This is a genomic window from Pseudoalteromonas sp. Z9A5 (genome assembly GCF_011378875.1).
In the GTDB taxonomy this organism is placed as follows: Bacteria; Pseudomonadota; Gammaproteobacteria; order Enterobacterales; family Alteromonadaceae; genus Pseudoalteromonas.
In genome coordinates, this window is record NZ_WTLC01000011.1 from 45,264 (window position 1) to 62,884 (window position 17,621).

A 17,621-nucleotide genomic window follows, 5' to 3' on the forward strand; every position below is an offset into this window, starting at 1 on the left:
TACATACCATTGATTTGTTCACAAAATAAACAGCAGTAAATAATATTGGATATAATCATCGAGGGAAATAATATGATCAAATTAATAGCTAAATCTGTAATACTGAGTACGTTACTGTCAGCCCCGTGCTTTGCTGAAAGTAGCAATACTACACAGTCTTTAAGCAGTAAAAATCAAGTAACTGCTAACTTTGCAGTTGACTATTCTCAATACAATACTGTTTTACAAGCTTCTGTGCTTGAATTGGCTCGTTCAGATAGATCGTACATTTCCTATGATGAAAATGAGCAAGGTCCTAACCTCGGAAGTAACCGAGCGACTGATGCAGAAGCAAACCGCTTTTATTATGAGCAATTTATTGATGATCCAGAATTAAAAAAATCAATTGCAGCTATACAAAGTAATCTTCTTAGTTATTTAGCAAATAACCAACTTAGTAAATTAAGTAATGAAGAACAAACTGCATTTTGGCTGAATCTACATAATGTAGCAGTAATAAATGAATTAGCTCAGCGCTACCCAAAAGACACTAATAGTTTATCTTATGACGTGGCTGATAAAAGCAGCTTCTTTTACAAAAAGCTATTCACATATAACGGGCAAGAACTTAGTTTAGATGACATTGAATACAAAATATTAATGCCATTAAATAAAAATAACCCTCTTGTAATGTATGGCTTATATAAAGGCTATATCGGTTCACCAAATATTAGAACTCAGGCATACACCGCGAATAACTTAATGCCTTCATTAATTGATAACGCTCAAGAATTTATTAATTCAAATAGAGGCACTAATTACAGCAGTAACCTTCTTAATGTATCGACCATGTATAAAGATAAAAAAGCATATTTTAATGACTTTAATAATGATTTACTTGCTCACCTGAGTTTGTATGCAGATAACGATTTACTAAATAAGTTAAAAAATAAAAAAACAGCTCTTTTTACCATCGATAATTATGACATTACTGATGTAACAGGTCCTAAGCACCGAGACTCTTACGATATTATTATTAGTAATTGGGATAAAGCATTACTGATCCCTCAGCATAGCTTTCCTCGCTTAAACAATCTTAATATTCCAGCTAAGCGAATCGTTATTCTTAGAGAGTTACAAAGAAAAAATGATTTGTTAAAAACAAACGTAAGTGGTGAAAACGCCTACTACGCTAATAACCAATAGTATAATCCCAATTAAAAATGCGCAGTAAATGAAGTAACCCCAATAGTTGGACATACCAATTACTGGGGTTTTTTTATGTCCAAACCTTATAGAGCATTCACATTAAAGCTCGCTAAACTTTTCCAAAGACATAGCCCTAAGGCTCTAAGCTTAAAATACAAACGAAAACCCCTCTCCTGCATTAATCAATTAGCTCTAATAAATAAAAATCACTATTAGATATATCGAATTAAAGCTCTACTGGTTAGTCAAACAGCTTAGATTATTATTCTTTTTCATACTTAACATTAGCTTACAAAACAAACAAAGAGATAATAGGAATTATTTGCATTTAGGTGTTGACAGATAGTTAGATCTAACTGATAATCAATATCAACAAGACGGAAGACATACTGGCTTGTGACGGAATGAATTGATTAATTGTTTCTGACCCTGAAACAACGTGTAGCGCACGTTAACAGCTATGGTTACTTATTATGGACCGCAACGCCCCTTGATGTTGATAATAAGTAACCGCCCTATTTTACTTGCTACATTGCTCATATCGGTGACGGTAGATATGAAACTAAAAAAGCCCTTACGGGCTTTTTTTATGTCTGCAATTTAACAAATTTAAGTTACTTATAACGCTAAATAACCTGAACTCTGGTTAAGAGATTTACTAACGTATTGAGTCATGGTGATATTTAAATTTATTTTCTCTAGCCAGAGATTTTCAGTGAAAACAAGGCGAATTTACGCGTCAATAGCTGGCCTATTGCAAGTAAATTCAACGCAGTTAGCGCTGAAAATAGCTGCTCGAGATAGATTTATTATTCTAGGGCTTGTTGACCTTTGTGGATTGAAATTTGTTCAATCTAGGGGCGATTTAATCGCGGCGCGAGGTTTGTAACCTAGTGGGCTAAGTAAATACCGAGCAAAGCTTCCGCGTCCTGCTCACGCCGCTTACCTACATCCATGTAGGCAACAAAGAGTCAATCGTCCCTAGAAAGAACCCAAAGGGCAGCGCATGTTTGGCATTTATGCTGCGTTATCGCCTATTTATGGAGAATAACCACACTACATAGGCTCTGCCTTGCCCAAATACCAAATATACTGCTGCAAATTCAACCACGAAAGGTCAACACGCCCTAGGTTCAGGTTAATTATTAACGACGGTTTTTACGCGCTCGTGCTCGGCGTTGAAGTTTCTCTTCTTCTTTAGCTTGTTTTTTAGCTTCTGCAGCGGCACGTAAACCAGCAACCATTACTTCTTCTTCCTCACGCATTTGCGGAGTTTCCATTGTAATGCGACCAATAATGCCATCACGTAATTCGTTAATTAGTATTTCAGACATTTTGTACGTGTCGATTTGATTACCACCACGAATACAGCCACGCTTTTTACCCGCCATTTCAACAAACTCCCAATCACTTTCAGGAAGTTCGGCAATTTTATAACGTGCTTTTAAAAGCTCTGGGTACGCACGCAATAAGTATTCAGCGGTATAGCTAGCTACTTCTTCATACTCAAGCGCTGTATCACGAATAGCGCCTGTAGCACCTAAACGATAACCTGAGTTTTCGTTCTCTACTTTTGGCCAAAGCATACCTGGCGTATCGTAAAGCATAATGCCATCCTCAAGCTTAATGCGTTGCTGCGCTTTAGTTACCGCAGGTTCATTACCTGTTTTTGCAACTATACGCCCAGCTAATACATTAATTAACGTAGATTTACCTACGTTAGGAATACCCATTATCATGGCTTTAATTTGCTTATCGGCACCCACTTTATGCGGCACCAATTTTTTACAAAGTTCGTTAATGCGATGTACTTCAGCCGCTTTATCATGTCCAAAAGAAATAGCTTTAACACCGTTTTCTTGCTCAAAATAATCTTTCCAGATTTGAGTCATTTTAGGATCAGCTAAATCAGCTTTGTTCATAATTTTGATGACCGGCTTACCTTCACGCAAGGTTGCCACCATCGGATTTTCGCTACTATAAGGAATGCGCGCATCAAGCACTTCAATGATCACATCCATTTGTGGCATTATTTCTTTAATTTCATTGCGGGCTTTATTCATGTGCCCAGGGAACCACTGTATTCCTGCTCTACTCATTTGATTTATATGACCTTTAATTAAAGGCCGCAGCCTATGGGTACTAATGTGGGTACTAAAAGTAAAACTATGCTTTTGTACTTTTCGTAATAATAAGTAAGTTTACTACAGAAGAGAGGTATAGTACTTCTAAAAATAAAAAGAGTAATAAAACCAACGTAATCTATGTACTATAAGTTATGTAATTACTTTTAATCATAAGAGAAGGAACTTAATATGACGCTCATAGCCTCTATAAAAGATCACCCTAGCTACAAAAAATACTCCGTAAATTGGACAGATGATGTATCTCCTGCCTTTTTTAAGTTGTTAGAACTTTATAATCAGAAGAGTTTAGATATATATTTTCGCGATCCTACATCTAATAAATGGGAAGTATGTGTAGGCAGAAGAGAACGTGATGCTGGTCGCGCTATTGGAATTTATATTGCTTTTAGATTCACCAGTAGCGGTATTGAGTATAAGTTTAATTACAATATCAGTTCTTTAGTGCTAACGTCCACTAGGGAAAAACTTACAGAAAAGACAGTTTCTGAGCTTAACGAATTAGAGCTTTTAAGTAATTTCATAACTGAATTCAATATCACCCGCTTACCGAATATCCCTACTGATTACGCCAATACAGAAGCACTACACCTTGACAGTTTTTTCAGTGCAATGATTTCTTCATATAAACTTGAGCGTCATGATTGGTACATAGGCTATCAAAAAATTGTTAGCGCTGTATCAAGCGCTAAAAACCAAACTGACATAAGCGATCAACTACTATCGGATCTTTGGTATAGCCGAGACAATGATATCTCAAGCTTAAAACAAGGTGCATTATCTAAAGAGGAGTTCGAATTATCTAAAAGTACCTTAAAAAGTATTACTCTGAAAATAATTGATGACCAAACCTCGGCATCTTATGACGAATGTATCGATGCATTACAAAAACTAAAAGACGATGGCAAAGTAAGGGCATTACATACAGCACTACTTAATCGTGTTTTTGCAGCCATCGCTCCTAAATATTTCTCTACTACTATTACTGATCAAAAATTTAAATATATATGCTCATATTTCACCCAAAAATGGGGGTTTAAATATCAATATTCTAATTGGTTCGACGCCAATATTCGATTAAAGGAATTTATCCGTAATAACATAGATCATGAATATGATGAGCTACTTATTAATATCGTTCTTTGGGTAGTTTACGAAGAAGAACATTTAAAGACTTTAGCGTTAGAGGAAGATGACGATGTAACATTAAAAACAGCTATAAGAAAGCAAGTTGAATCTATAGAGGTTCAATATCGAGAAGCTGAATTAGAGGGGCAGTTTATTCAGTGGTTGCATAACTCAGAATATCGTCACAATACGATTGCAAAGCAAAGCGAAGACTTAGGGCGTGCCCACATTCGTGATGTAGTTCTAAAGAGCACAGAAACGAACGTAAACATTGTTGCTGAGCTAAAATTCAAATCAAATGCTAAAGAGGATATTGAAGCCGCTATTGGTCAATTACTTCGATATGCTTTATATCCAGGTACTGAATCTTGTAGTGAAATATGGATTGTTGGTGGTAATGCCCCACTCACAGAAGACTTAACATGGTTCAGCGAAATAAAAAATAACATAAACTTAAAATTGAAGTATTTCTACAAAGACTCACAGAGCAACCAGTTTTTCGAAGGGTAACCTAAGTAAGTTAATCTGGTATTCAAAGCCCAGCCAAAAACGCGGCATAAAAGGGAAGCTATACGCTTCCCTTTAAAATAGTTTTAAGCTGTTTGTGCTTTTAAATTTAGCCAGTCTTCTTGTTTTAGCTTGTTCCAAGCAGCAAGGATATGGGTGGGCTTCATTTGCGATTTTCTAGCATTCCAGCTATGTACTGTATTAATAAGCTCTTCATCAGTAATGTTATTACCTTCTAACTCATTAGTGGCAACCCAATGCACAGTTGAAAGTAGTTCCATACCGTTTTGCGACTCAAAGCCTTCTATTAGCCTAGCTACTTTATCAAATCGTTGTTTTGTATCTGGGCATTCTTGCAAATAATTCAGTGCTTCGATAGCAGCATCATCTTTAAGCTCTATAGGCGTATCAGGCTTATTTATACCGTCTGCATAACCTGTAATAAAGTGACCTTCCATTTTATCTAGTACATGGCGTAGCACATCAGCGTAAGGGCCATAATGATGCTTTTGAAATACCACTTTGTTTAAAGGCTCACCGGCAGCAGTTAAAAAATAAACCAGCTTTTGCACTTCTAGTAGTGATAAACGATATCCAAACCCTGTAGAGGTATAACGCTCAATCAAGCCTAAAACGGCGGCTCTACCCAAGGTCATATCGGGTCTTTTAGTTTTATTAGGCATAGCCTGAGCACTTGGTGCATTTTGTGGCGGATATACACGCCACTCAACGCCTGGTAACTCAGCTAAAGAACGCTGTATTAGTGAATCAACAGCACGCCAATCTAAGCCACCTAAGCCGCTTCCCAGTGCTGGTAAAGCAACTGATTTAAGACCTAATCGTTTTACCTCAGCTTTTAAGCTGTTAAGCCCTTGCTCTATATATTCAAGCTTAGACTTACCTTTCCAATGCGCTTTAGTGGGGAAGTTAATAATATAAAATGGTGCATTAATAGAGTTAAGCTCAACAGTTAACACTTCACCTGTTACCAGCTCTTTGTCGTCACAGGCTTTTTTGTATACCTTAAAATTATCTGGAAAGGCCTTTTTAAACTGCAAAGCAAGCCCTTTACCCATTACCCCTACAGTGTTAACTGTATTGATAATAGCATCAGCTTGATCATGTAATATATTGCCTGTTTGATAAGTAATCATCTTAACCTCAGTAGTACCACTGTGGTCTAACTAAGACCTCAGGTTTATGCTGTGCATTTTGAAGTAAAGCACTCACTTCATCAGCCACATCTTTTGTTTTTACGCCTATTTGGCGAATAGCTGCCCATTGTACAGATTCAAACGCTAAAAACTCAGCTTGTTTTTCTTCTTTAAAATCGTGCCAATAGCGTTCATTAATAATACGTTTAATATCCAACTCATTAATGCGTGTAAAATCATCAATCTGCTCTGCATAGTCTAAATCAGCATGAATATCAGTAAAAAAGCAATGCTGATTACTCAAGCGAACTGTTCCTGTGTCACTAATTAAGTGTAATACCTTATCTTGCCCACCGTCAAAATCATCATGCCCGCAATGAATAACATACAACATGACTGAACGCGGGCAAAAATTAAACGGCACATACTGACCAATCGTACCACCCGCAGCCACTTTTACAGGACGAACTAAACGGCGTTGTTTAATATGGGTATAACCTATATTTTGGTTAACTAAACCAAGCTCAATACGTTTAGCGTCAGACCATAAGCAACCTTGGCCTAAAATACTAGCCAAGTTATCAATGTGCGTTATGTGTGATACAGATACTGTCATGAAACCCTCATAGGTCAAAGTTATTCAACTACAATAAACTCTTCATCGTCATCAGCTAACGCTTCTTCCACGCTTTTAAACTCTTCTAAAGCAGCAGTAAGTAGCTCTACAATTTCACTAGCTATAACAGCGGGTGGTTGAAGGTTTTCGGTATCTTCTAACGAATCATCTTTTAACCATGAGATATCAAGGTTAGTTTTATCGCGGGCAATAATTTCATCGTAGCTGAACTGACGCCAGCGGCCATCGGGGCCTGGCCCACCATCTTCTTCACGCTCTTCTTCTTGCCAATTTGAAATGCGTTTTTTAATGTCTGAAGCTGAAAATAAGTCTACAAATTCATCAAAGTCTGTACGTGTTAATTTTTTAGTTTTAAGTGTCATGTGCACGTTGGTTCTAAAATCATAAACCCACACATTTTCGGTCCATGCTTTTTTAGACGCTGGCTTTGCATCAAAGAATAAAACATTCGCTTTAACACCTTGAGCGTAAAAAATACCCGTTGGCAGTCGTAAAATGGTGTGAAGATTAAAACGCGTTAATAGCTCTTTACGTATGGTTTCGCCAGCACCACCTTCAAACAAAACGTTATCAGGTAATACCACAGCAGCTTTACCACCAACTTTTAACATATTGCCAATGTGCTGAACAAAGTTGAGTTGTTTGTTTGATGAGTCTGCCCAAAAATCTTCACGCTCGTATGTAAGCTTTTCTTTTTCAATTTTACCTGTTTTTTCACTAATAATAGTAACTGAACTTTTCTTACCAAATGGTGGATTTGCTAAAACCATATCAACTTTATTAGCGCCAACCTCTTTAGCTAGCGCATCAGATGTTGATATAGGGCACTCTTCAGTACCAATACCATGCAGATACAAATTCATTGCACATAATCTAGCAACCGAATCTGAAATATCATTACCTCTAAAAGCTTCATGTTTTAAAAAACGTGCTTCTTTTTTAGAGAGCAGGCGATCTTTATTATTAGTAATATAGTCGTGAGCAACCGTTAAAAAGCCACCTGTTCCACATGCAGGGTCTGCAATAACCTGCATAGGTTGTGGTTGCATTACATCAACAATCGCCTCAATAATTGGGCGCGGCGTAAAGTACTGGCCTGCCCCCTTCTTCTCACTTTCAGCGCCTTTTTGCAGTAAGCCTTCATATATAGCCCCTTTTACATCAATGCTTAGCGTTGACCATGATTCTTTGTTGATCATGTCTATCAAACGTTCAAGCTTTGCCGGGTCTTGAATTTTATTCTGAGCTTTACGGAAAATAGTACCTAAAGTACCTTTCTGCTCACCAAGCGTTTCTAGGGTATGACGATATTCTTTTTCTAAATCTGAACCATCAAGCTTAACTAACTTGGTCCACTGCTCTGTCGCTAAGCTTTCGCCTTCTTGACCACCTGCAACACGCTCAGCTGTCATTTTTAAAAAAATAAGATAGGTGAGTTGTTCTACATAATCGCCATAACCTACGCCTTCATCACGTAATACATGCGCATAATTCCAAACGCGGTTTACTATTTCTGTTGTACTTACATTATTCATTACTAGTCTCTATCTAATATTTCTTTAACCCACACATTATCTTCGAATTCTCTTAGATATAGTTTTGCCGCAGTATTAAACTTTGTGGTGGTACAAGAAGGTCTAATTAATTTAATAAGTTCCTTTTTATTAGACTTGATTTGGCCTGATTTAATATCAATGCCTTTAGCTAACAGCTCATTTGTATCAGCGACAACTTGCATTATTTTTTGCTTTATTGCCTTTCGTGCTTTTTTTGTTGGGCTATGGTTCAAATGAAATTTTTCAATAGACTCTTTGGCTTTTTGAAAATCTTCAGTGTCTTCATCATCACAGTTAGGGCAAGCTTCCCCATTTTTATTAAATGTAAGAAGCTTGTAATCGTCTTCATCAGCAGGATCTAACAGTTTAGGCTTTTCTAAATTATTGTCACCTTCAGACTTATTCCAATCTGGTGGGGTAAAAACAGGAAAATGATCTTGTTTACCACCAGCTGTTTCAACATCAACTCGTCTAGAATTGCAAAAAGTACAAGCAAAACGATAATTTTTCCAGTCAAATGCTAGCCACCAGTAACCTGGATGCCCTGGGCATTCAGCAACTTTTCCCTTAGGCCTAAAATGGTCGATTGGATTGTCGGACCTGAGCTCATTGCTTTCACAGTACCAACATTTACCATGTGAGCGCTTTGACATAATGGTACTTAATTGACCCCACACATTACTTTTTGCACCGATAGCTTTTTTCCGGGCCTTATCTTTAGCTACAGCAATCTTCTCTGTTTGCTGCTCAGGAGTCCACCCCTCTACTCCTGCTTTAACAATAGTTGCAGCTTCCGCTTCTTCTACCTTACCATTCACATATTCCCAAGCCTGCTCGACTGTGTCATCCCAGTTATCAGGAAGATCCAAGTCGACTTCATCTATGTCAATATAACGCATTACTTTTCTGCCTCTTCTGCATCAAGCTCGGCAAGTATTTCATCCGTCATATCGGCTAGTTGTTTCCTATCTCCATCCGATAAGAAAGTTTGGGAAAATAACTTGTCACCATGCTTTCTACCCCATGCTTTAACAAAAGCAGAAAAATATGGGTCTGAGTAAGCATCAAGAAAGCCTGATTTGTCTAATTGCTCTTGTAGCTGCTTATAACGCTTTTCTTCTGGCTCTGAACGCTCTTCTTTTGCTAGTAAAATCGCGTGTTCATCAAGCTTAGCTAGTGTTTTAGGGTCTAAATCAGAACGTAAGCCAAACATGTCACTCATCAAAATACCGGAGAAGCCCATGCCTTTAGGCTCATAAAGCGGTGACGCAGCAAAAACTTTTAAGCTGTCTTCATCACGCTTCATTATTTTAATTTGTTCTTGCTTAAGGGTAGAAATAACAATGGGATCATGTGTTGCTAGAACGATATGGCTGTTATCAACAGTGCCTGATTCTGCATCATCTTTATCACCTGTGTCTTCTTTAGCATCTAAATTAAAGCCAGCTACTTCTTTCAAAAAGTTAATATACTCCATACTCCACGCAGGATTTAAATGGGTATCAGGCTCATCTAGTAAAAACAAGGATTCATCATCACGTGTAAAGCGTAATAAACCAAGTACGGTAATTAACTGTTGTTCACCTTCACTTAACTCTCTAAAAGTTAGTGATTCATCGGTACCGTTTTTATTTTTTATCTTAACTCTAATTCGTACTTCATGAATCAAGTTTGAAAAATAGATACTTTCAAGTAATTTAAAAAAGTCTTTATCTGATGTTTCTTTGCCCACGTCTTGTAAAGCTTCTATATCTTTTAGGTAAAGAAATAATGCATCTACATTTTCAGGGTTCTTTTTCATTGGGTGTGGTACTTTTATCTTCTTACGCATTGGCGCTAAAGAAGCAGAAAAGAGTCTATCTAAAAATGGCCTTACAACGCCAGTTGCATTCCAAAACCTGGGGTCACCTTCTTTACTTGTCCAATCAGGCTTATTAAGAACAAACAATACTGACTCAATATCTTCAATAAATAACTTTTCTTTTAAGAACTTTTTAACTTTTTCATCCGCACTTAAAAAGAATGAAAGCAATACAAAATTACTATGAACTTTTTGAGCATAAAACAACGGCCTTAATGGAAGTGTTTTTTCATCTAAACCGTACTTTTCAGGGTATAGCAGCTGATCCCTAAACTTACGTTGATGGTCGTAAAAGTGCGTAGCTAAACGATCACTCGGGCCAGAGTAATAACCAAAAACATTTGAAGGTAAATATTCTCGCTCTTTGTTATTAAAAAAATCTATGTATTTATCGGTAATTACTTTTTCTGCATTTCCTTCTTCGTGAATGAGTACTTTGTATTGTTCTTTTTTTACTTTGGTATCTGTTGCATCAACTAAAATACGATTACCACGACAAATGTATTCAAGCTTGTATGAAAACAAGGGCTCTTTATGTAAATCGAGGTCGCGAAATATTATAACCAAAGCTTCAATGACATTTGACTTACCCGCACCATTCCAACCAATAACAACCGTTACCAACTCGCCTTGGTCAAAATCAATTTCAATGTCTTTGAGGTTTTTAAACTCACTGATCCATAGTTTATCCAGCTTCATTTTCTTTTACTTCCTTGTATTCAAATTTGTCACCTTGCTTCTTTTCTTTCAACATAACAGGCGTTACTGTTACGTTTTCATTCTCAGTAACTATTTTTAACTCTTGGTAAAAGGCTTCAATGCCTTCAGGTGAAACATCATTTTGAAAACCCGCTTGCTCAAACAACTCATCCACGCTTAATGCTTTCTTTGCTTTTTTAAGCACATTAATAATTGGCTGTTTATCCATTTTTTTTGCTCTCGTGTTAGGTTTCTTTTTGGCAAGTTTAGCTTTTTCTTCTAAAAGCTGTTTTTCAGCTTGGATTTTTTCGAGTAGTTGTTCCGCAGTTTCATCCGTTTCGATATTCTCAATTAACTCGCCTGAAAAAGCTTTGGCTAAAATTGAAGACTTAAGTTGACTAGCATGCAATATTTTTTTATCTAATTCGATTATTGTACGATCTGTTTTACCGACTTTGTTAGTTACAAATTCAATAATCTTTGTCATTTCATTTAATGAGCAAAAAGGCACTGGAAAAGCGCTTAGTTTAGTTTTATTTATTGATGCTAGATTAGTTGTCTGTTTACCTTGTTTTATAAAGTATTCTTTTCCTATTGTGTTACCAAAGATAGATACAAACTCAGGCACAAGCTCATTACTATATAAACGAGCTCTAAACACATGGTTTTGATAGATACACTTATCGATTTCATTACGCCATACCCAGCCGCGCCCTAGCTTATCTCTGTCGCCACCTTCGTTGAATAGAATGTCTCCGTCTTGAAGTAACAGGCTATCTACTTTGTCATTAGGAACTCTAATATCTTTCATTTTGGATAGGTCTAAATAACCTCTTTGGACATTTGCTACCCTCAAATACGGTAACAATGTTGTTTCATCTGACTTTCGTTTAGCATCTACGGTAATGCCACCTTGAATATTTGAGATAGCTTCAAGTCTTAAGTAACCCCATTCAATTGGGATATCCGGCACATCTTCAGTTTCAGGAGGGAGGGGATCTTTATACTTATCTTTCCACTTATCATCTCTAGGCACTTTGCCTTTTTCTTCAAAAGCTTTAAGTTGTTCGGCTTCCCAGTTTGCCCGGCGTTCTTGTAAAATGCGTTCAAGTAATTCAACTGCAGGTTCAAGTTTATCAGCGTTCTGTTCACGCCAGGTTTCCGTTAACTTACCGGTGACTGCATCTTTTAATACGGATTGGCGGTATTGCTGTAGTTTAGCTTTTGCTTGTTTTAGCCCTGCAACACCAGCATCGATATGGGAAAAGAGTTCTTCTATTTTATTCGAGATAGCAAGTTGCTGCTTTTTTGGCGCTACAGGTATCTCAATTGGGTACAGGTCACCTTTGTTAAAGCCATTTTGAGCAGACCTAGAAATCATCATGATAGGCGCCTGAAAAATAGAGGTTTTCAATAGATAAAAGAGATATTTTTTTTCGAATAGAGCTTTACTATAAATAACTTTTGCTAACGCAACATTGTACGCACCCTCCATACCAGTGAGGATTCTACCTAGTGAGGCTCCATATCGTGCGACGAAAATATCATCTTTTTCACATAGCTTTGTTACTGAGTCTTTAGGGACATAAGTGGGTACAGGTTTTTTACCAAAATCTCGAATCTGTAAAAGTCGAATATAACCATCACTTGGTTCACTTTTGAAAGCACTCTTAGGTGGTTGGCTACCCCCCTGAATATCTAAAAAATCACCGAAGCTTATTAAACTCCATGATTCTGGTAGTTCTTTTATCATTTTTTATAGTTTCTCATTTGATATTTAAGCAATTAAATATCCATTTAATTCATTCACTACATTATCTAGTTTGTCACCAAATAACTGCTTTGCTTTAAGTACGCCACCTTGTTGAGTAAATGGGGCATAGTCAAAGTCTTCTATCATCATTTCTGCGTTTTGAGCTATTTGCTCTTTTATCAGCGCTAGCCATTCAAGCTGTCCGGCATTAAATTCAACACCGGTTTGTTGCTGCTGGGTTAACCAGTTATCAAACCGACGCTCTACTACTTCTGGGAACGGCTCTAATACATCTTTTAAGCCTGTAGCGTAACTGATTAAACTTACAATATTAGTAAGTAGCGTTGCAGACGGTACACCCTTTACTTTAGCTGCTTCTAATTGCTGATAGGCTTTCCATACTTCTATTGAGGCGAGATTATACGGCGGCGCTTGAATGTTTTCAGCCAATTCTTCTATTTGTTCGTAACTTAAGTGACGCTGTTGATAAGGTTTGCTGAAAATTAACTCAATTGCGGTTAATTCGGCTTTATTATCATTAATAAATTGTTTAAAGTTTTGAATGATGTGTTGTGCTTTTTCTTCATCAAAACCTGCATCTATTAGCTCGTCAGCACTTTCATCAATTATCTGGTCAGTATTCCGCCTTACGTCTTCAATAGTTTCACGCACATCAGGATTGTGAAACAGCTTTATTGCTTCGTTTGCTAGCGGTAGGTAAACCTGATCTCGTTGCTCTTGGGTTGGCGCATCGGTGCCAAATTCAACTTTTGCTTGTTGTTCTAAGTATTCTTCATTAGTGGCATGTATTAATTCACCAGCGACTAAGGGTAGCGGTTTACCCATTAATTCGCTGAGTGCTGCGCGTTGTTTATCATCAAGCTTTAAATCTAGTCGTATTAAGCGATTGCCTAAACTACGTAATGTTTCTGCGTCTCTGTCACCACGGGCTATTTGTTCCATCAGCTTTTCAGTTGAAACTGAAGGTTTTTGCTCCATTGATTGGCTTTCAGTTTTGTCTGTTTCTGTTACACCTACCGCGTCAACTAACACAAACTTAGTTTTTGCTATGGCATCTGGTGTTACCGCGTGAAGTGAATCAACATCAATAACACGGGTACCTCGACCTTTCATTTGTTCGTAGTAGGCTTGGCTGCGCACATCACGCATGAAAATAAGACATTCTAACGGCTTAATGTCGGTACCTGTTGCTATCATGTCTACGGTTACGGCTACGGCTACACGCAGCCTGGGGCTAGTACGAAACTCTGCAATAGTATCTTCTGCTGCTTTTTTACCAACACGGTAAGTGACTTTTTTACAAAAGCTGTTCCCTTCATCGAACACTTCTCGTACTTTATCAACAATACGATCGGCGTGATCATCATCTTTAGCAAATATCAGCGTTTTAGGTACCCAAGTACGTCCACTAAAACAGTCGGGTAAACAGTTGTCTTTAAATGCGGTTAATACGGTTAATATTTGATTAGGGGCTATAACACTTCGATCAAGTTGCTTTTTATTATAATTTTCATCTTTGTCGAGAATTTCTTGGCGTTTCTTTTTCGTTAAGCGGTCACGTACTTGTACGGCGGTGCCTGCTTCTATTAAGTCACCTTCTTCTGACTTTTTCGTTTTAATGCGGTAGATATCGTAACCTACGTTAACTTTATCAATTACTGCATCTTCATGGGTATATTCAGACACTAAACTTTGATTAAAAAAGCCGATGGTTTTTTTGGTGGGTGTTGCCGTTAAGCCAATTAAGAAGGCGTCAAAGTACTCAATGACTTGTCGCCATAAGTTATAAATAGAGCGATGACATTCATCGATTATAATGAGGTCAAAGGTTTCAATTGGGATTTCAGGGTTATAGTTCACGGTACGTGGCTGTTTTGATTCGCTATTAGATTCTACTTCGTAACCTGAACGTTCATCGGCATCGTCATCTAACTCCGTTCCTGATAGTTGAGAATACAATCGCTGAATAGTTGAAATGGTTACTTTAGTGGTATCGGAAACACCTGTAGTACCAAGCATGTTTACATTGTAGTGAGAGGTAAACTTACGACCATCTAAAGGGGTATCGTATTGTTCAAATTCTTTTTTAGCCTGACGACCTAAATTACCACGGTCAACCAAAAACAATACTCGTTTAGCTTTGGCGTATTTAGCAAGACGGTAAATTTGAGTAACGGCGGTAAAGGTTTTTCCTGAGCCTGTGTCCATTTGCAGTAATGCGCGGGGCTTATTTTTTTTAAGTGATTCTTCAATGCCTGTAATGGCTGCTATTTGACAGTCACGTAAGCCATCGGTATTTAATTCAGGCAGGTGGTGCATACGCGCTCGAAGTGTGTTTTCTTCTTCAAGCCAGTTTTTGAGGGTTTCAGGTTTGTGAAAATGGAAGATGCTGCGGCTACGTGCTTTAGGGTCACGATAATCACAAAAACGAATTTCAAGACTACTGGCTTCGTATGTAAAAGGTAAGTCATCTAACCAACGTTGAGTAAATGCTGACTTAGATAAACTATAGCGGCTGCTTTGCTCTGCTACCCCACCTAATGAAATACCATCCTTTTTAGCTTCAAGGACCCCGCATGCTTTACCATTGATAAATAACATGTAGTCAACAGGGCCTGTTGACGTATCCATTTCACGAATAGCAACACGATAAACGCCTTCTGTACCTGCATAGAGGTTCATCCGCTTTTTATCTTGTATTGCCCAACCTGCTTGAATTAGCTTTTCATCAATAACTAATCTGGCTTGGTCTTCAGGTCTAATTTCCATTTATGCTCTTCCATAGCAGCCTACCGCTGTAAATACATTCAACTCTAATACCTGTGTTTAATAAAAATAACCTTAATCAATATAAACTCTGTTGTTAAACTAGATACAATTATAACAAAGCTATCATCAACAATTATGAAAGGTATTTTTCAATAATTTATTCTTGGAATACAATTTCATAGCTGGTTAATTGTTTCTATCGATAGTATATAAATTTTGAAGCAAAATTATACTTTTAAGTTAAAAAATATACCTCTGCTTGGTAAAGCACAAATTAAAAATACTTTTATTCGCTAAATCTATCAATCTGTAACTAATTACTTATGCCGATAAATATGAAATAAGATGTTTTTAATGAGTTTTGATAATTTAATAAATTTAGATAGCTTGGTTAGTAATGCAAAAGACCTTTCAATAGAAAAAGTAGCTGTTTTATGCATTACAGCTATAGCTAAAAGCTCATAAATCTATAGCTGCATACTAAATGCAGCTATTATCTCTTTCACTTATTCTTTCCATTATCCAATTATCTACTTCAAACTCAGCCCATGCTACCGACCTTCCTCCTGTTGATACTTGCTTAGGGAATATGTCTTTAGCCATAAACTCATAAATTGTTGAGCGGCCAAGTGATGTTTTTTCGATTACTTCTTTTAATTTAATTAAACGCATTTTTCTATCTCCGTTATAGGTTCAAGAGATATGTCATTTATGTAGAAAGTTACTTTTTTGAGCTAGTGGCTAAATCCAAAATATTGAAGGCATATATCACTTAGGGGTATTCATCATCCACCTGAGGACCTAATAATGGCTTTAATTAAAACCAAGCAATACGAATCAAAGTTTAAATGTTTAGAAGATAAAATTTTAGAAAGAGCAGCTGAAATAATGCAGCAAAGATATACTCGCCTAGGAGCGCTTAACAGCCCCTCTACAGCCATAGATTTTTTAAAGGCAAAACTAGGTGTATATGAGCGTGAAGTATTCGCTGCGTTGTATTTGGATAGCCAAAATCGGATTATTGATTATCAAGAGCTATTTTTTGGAACTATTAATGCAGCTTCTGTTTATCCCAGAGAAGTTGTTAAGTCTGTGCTTAGCAAAAACGCCACCAGCGTTATCTTTGCTCATAACCACCCTTCAGGCGACCCCACGCCATCACAGGCAGACAAACTCATTACAAAGAAGCTAGAAAGTGCTTTAGCGCTAATTGACGTGACAGTGCTTGACCACATTATCGTTGGTGAAACATGTGTTTCTTTTGCAGAAAGACAGCTACTAAGTTTAGACAGTAATAACTAAGAGGAGGATACATTGCTAAATACCAATACGATAAGAATCATTATTCATACGATTGCTATTTTGAAGATAATTCAGAAGATCTATGAAGATGACATTAAATAAACCAGCGCCCTACTTAGGGCGCTTTTAACAGTGAGTCGTTAATACTGTTTAGGTATGCAACTAGTTCCAAAATTTCTCTTGCCATCACCATAGACCTTGGTTTTATTTTTTGCTAAATAATTTAACCTTGTTCCAACAGCAGCCTTTTGAGCTAAGTAACCCTTAGATTTTCGTTCAATCCAATTAGATGCGTTATCAGGGAAGTTAATAAGGTTTTGCGCTTCATACGCAGGAATACTGAGTGCACTAGCCCATGCTTGTATAATTAAAGATGCTAAGCTACCAGAATTATAGTCATAGCTACCTAAGGAGTGGAATCTGTCCTTATTTATAAAAATCGTAATATGATAGTGCTCTTTATTAGCAAGCTCCCCAAACTCTCTCGCCCAGACATAATACAAGTCTGTATCATGAACTCTATGCCCTAAACGCCTGCGCTGTATAGCGTCAATGCTAAGCCTTACCTTTAATGAAGCAAAGAATCTAGATATTAAATTATTCGCTACTGCTTTAGGTGTATCTATGCACTGATAATAATCAGGGAGGTATAAATCAAATCTTACTACATTCAATCGAGGATATTGCTCAACAGCATGGTTTAAAACTGATTCAATACGTTGTTGGTATATTGGGTTGTATAGTGGTTGTTTGATCATCATAAGTACTCTTTGTTTTGTAAGTATACAAAGAGACACTTATGTATTTTCCTACATCATAAGTACTTACCAATAACTAAGTTAAATAGGCATATCTTACCTATCCGACACATAACAAAAGAAAGCATCAAAACCATTTCAACA

General features: G+C 37.1%; 13 protein-coding genes. 3 read left to right on the forward strand and 10 right to left on the reverse strand.

The features are described from left to right. Positions 1-72: 72 nt before the first annotated feature. Complete coding sequence (locus GQR56_RS07640; RefSeq protein WP_166110028.1) at positions 73-1,185, forward strand: DUF547 domain-containing protein; 1,113 nt, start codon at positions 73-75, stop codon at positions 1,183-1,185. A 1,148-nt stretch (positions 1,186-2,333) separates the two neighbouring features. On the opposite strand, the gene ylqF is transcribed toward GQR56_RS07640, so the two are convergent. Continuing rightward, positions 2,334-3,287: a ribosome biogenesis GTPase YlqF gene (ylqF, locus tag GQR56_RS07645; RefSeq protein ID WP_149613480.1), complete on the reverse strand. Its 954-nt coding sequence runs from the start codon at positions 3,285-3,287 to the stop codon at positions 2,334-2,336. 216 nt (positions 3,288-3,503) lie between these two features. Between ylqF and GQR56_RS07650 the strand changes: the two genes are divergently transcribed. Continuing rightward, the gene (locus GQR56_RS07650; RefSeq protein WP_166110030.1) at positions 3,504-4,970 is read left to right on the forward strand and encodes an ATPase; all 1,467 of its coding nucleotides are present in this window, start codon (positions 3,504-3,506) and stop codon (positions 4,968-4,970) included. An 83-nt stretch (positions 4,971-5,053) separates the two neighbouring features. Here the strand turns inward: GQR56_RS07650 and GQR56_RS07655 are convergent, their stop codons facing one another. The 8 genes from GQR56_RS07655 to GQR56_RS07690 form a co-directional block, all read right to left on the reverse strand. Continuing rightward, entirely contained in the window at positions 5,054-6,121 is a 1,068-nt protein-coding gene (locus GQR56_RS07655; RefSeq protein ID WP_166110033.1) for a macro domain-containing protein, read from the reverse strand. 7 nt (positions 6,122-6,128) lie between these two features. Beyond that, complete coding sequence (locus GQR56_RS07660) at positions 6,129-6,737, reverse strand: DUF4433 domain-containing protein (RefSeq protein ID WP_166110035.1); 609 nt, start codon at positions 6,735-6,737, stop codon at positions 6,129-6,131. A gap of 20 nt (positions 6,738-6,757) precedes the next feature. Next, positions 6,758-8,293: a class I SAM-dependent DNA methyltransferase gene (locus tag GQR56_RS07665; protein ID WP_166110038.1), complete on the reverse strand. Its 1,536-nt coding sequence runs from the start codon at positions 8,291-8,293 to the stop codon at positions 6,758-6,760. Between the two features lie 2 nt (positions 8,294-8,295). Beyond that, positions 8,296-9,213 carry a hypothetical protein gene (locus tag GQR56_RS07670; protein ID WP_166110041.1) on the reverse strand — a complete coding sequence of 306 codons (918 nt, stop codon included), beginning with the start codon at positions 9,211-9,213 and terminating at the stop codon, positions 8,296-8,298. Further along, a complete protein-coding gene (locus GQR56_RS07675; RefSeq protein ID WP_166110044.1) occupies positions 9,213-10,874 on the reverse strand; it encodes an AAA family ATPase in 1,662 nt (553 codons plus the stop codon). Before GQR56_RS07675 ends, GQR56_RS07670 begins: the two co-directional genes overlap by 1 nt. Further along, positions 10,861-12,627 (reverse strand): restriction endonuclease subunit S, encoded by a 1,767-nt coding sequence (locus GQR56_RS07680; RefSeq protein ID WP_166110047.1) that lies wholly within the window; start codon positions 12,625-12,627, stop codon positions 10,861-10,863. The genes GQR56_RS07675 and GQR56_RS07680 overlap by 14 nt, the downstream gene beginning before the upstream one ends. A gap of 24 nt (positions 12,628-12,651) precedes the next feature. Next, positions 12,652-15,417, reverse strand: coding sequence for a DEAD/DEAH box helicase family protein (locus GQR56_RS07685; RefSeq protein WP_166110050.1), 2,766 nt, complete (start codon positions 15,415-15,417; stop codon positions 12,652-12,654). A gap of 480 nt (positions 15,418-15,897) precedes the next feature. After that, on the reverse strand, positions 15,898-16,089 hold the full coding sequence (locus GQR56_RS07690) for an AlpA family transcriptional regulator (RefSeq protein WP_166110053.1): 192 nt from the start codon (positions 16,087-16,089) through the stop codon (positions 15,898-15,900). A gap of 135 nt (positions 16,090-16,224) precedes the next feature. Here GQR56_RS07690 and radC point away from each other — a divergent pair, with 135 nt between their 5' ends. Then, entirely contained in the window at positions 16,225-16,719 is a 495-nt protein-coding gene (gene radC / locus GQR56_RS07695) for a DNA repair protein RadC (RefSeq protein WP_166110056.1), read from the forward strand. 140 nt (positions 16,720-16,859) lie between these two features. On the opposite strand, the gene GQR56_RS07700 is transcribed toward radC, so the two are convergent. Continuing rightward, entirely contained in the window at positions 16,860-17,480 is a 621-nt protein-coding gene (locus GQR56_RS07700) for an inovirus Gp2 family protein (protein WP_166110061.1), read from the reverse strand. Between the last annotated feature and the right edge of the window lie 141 nt (positions 17,481-17,621).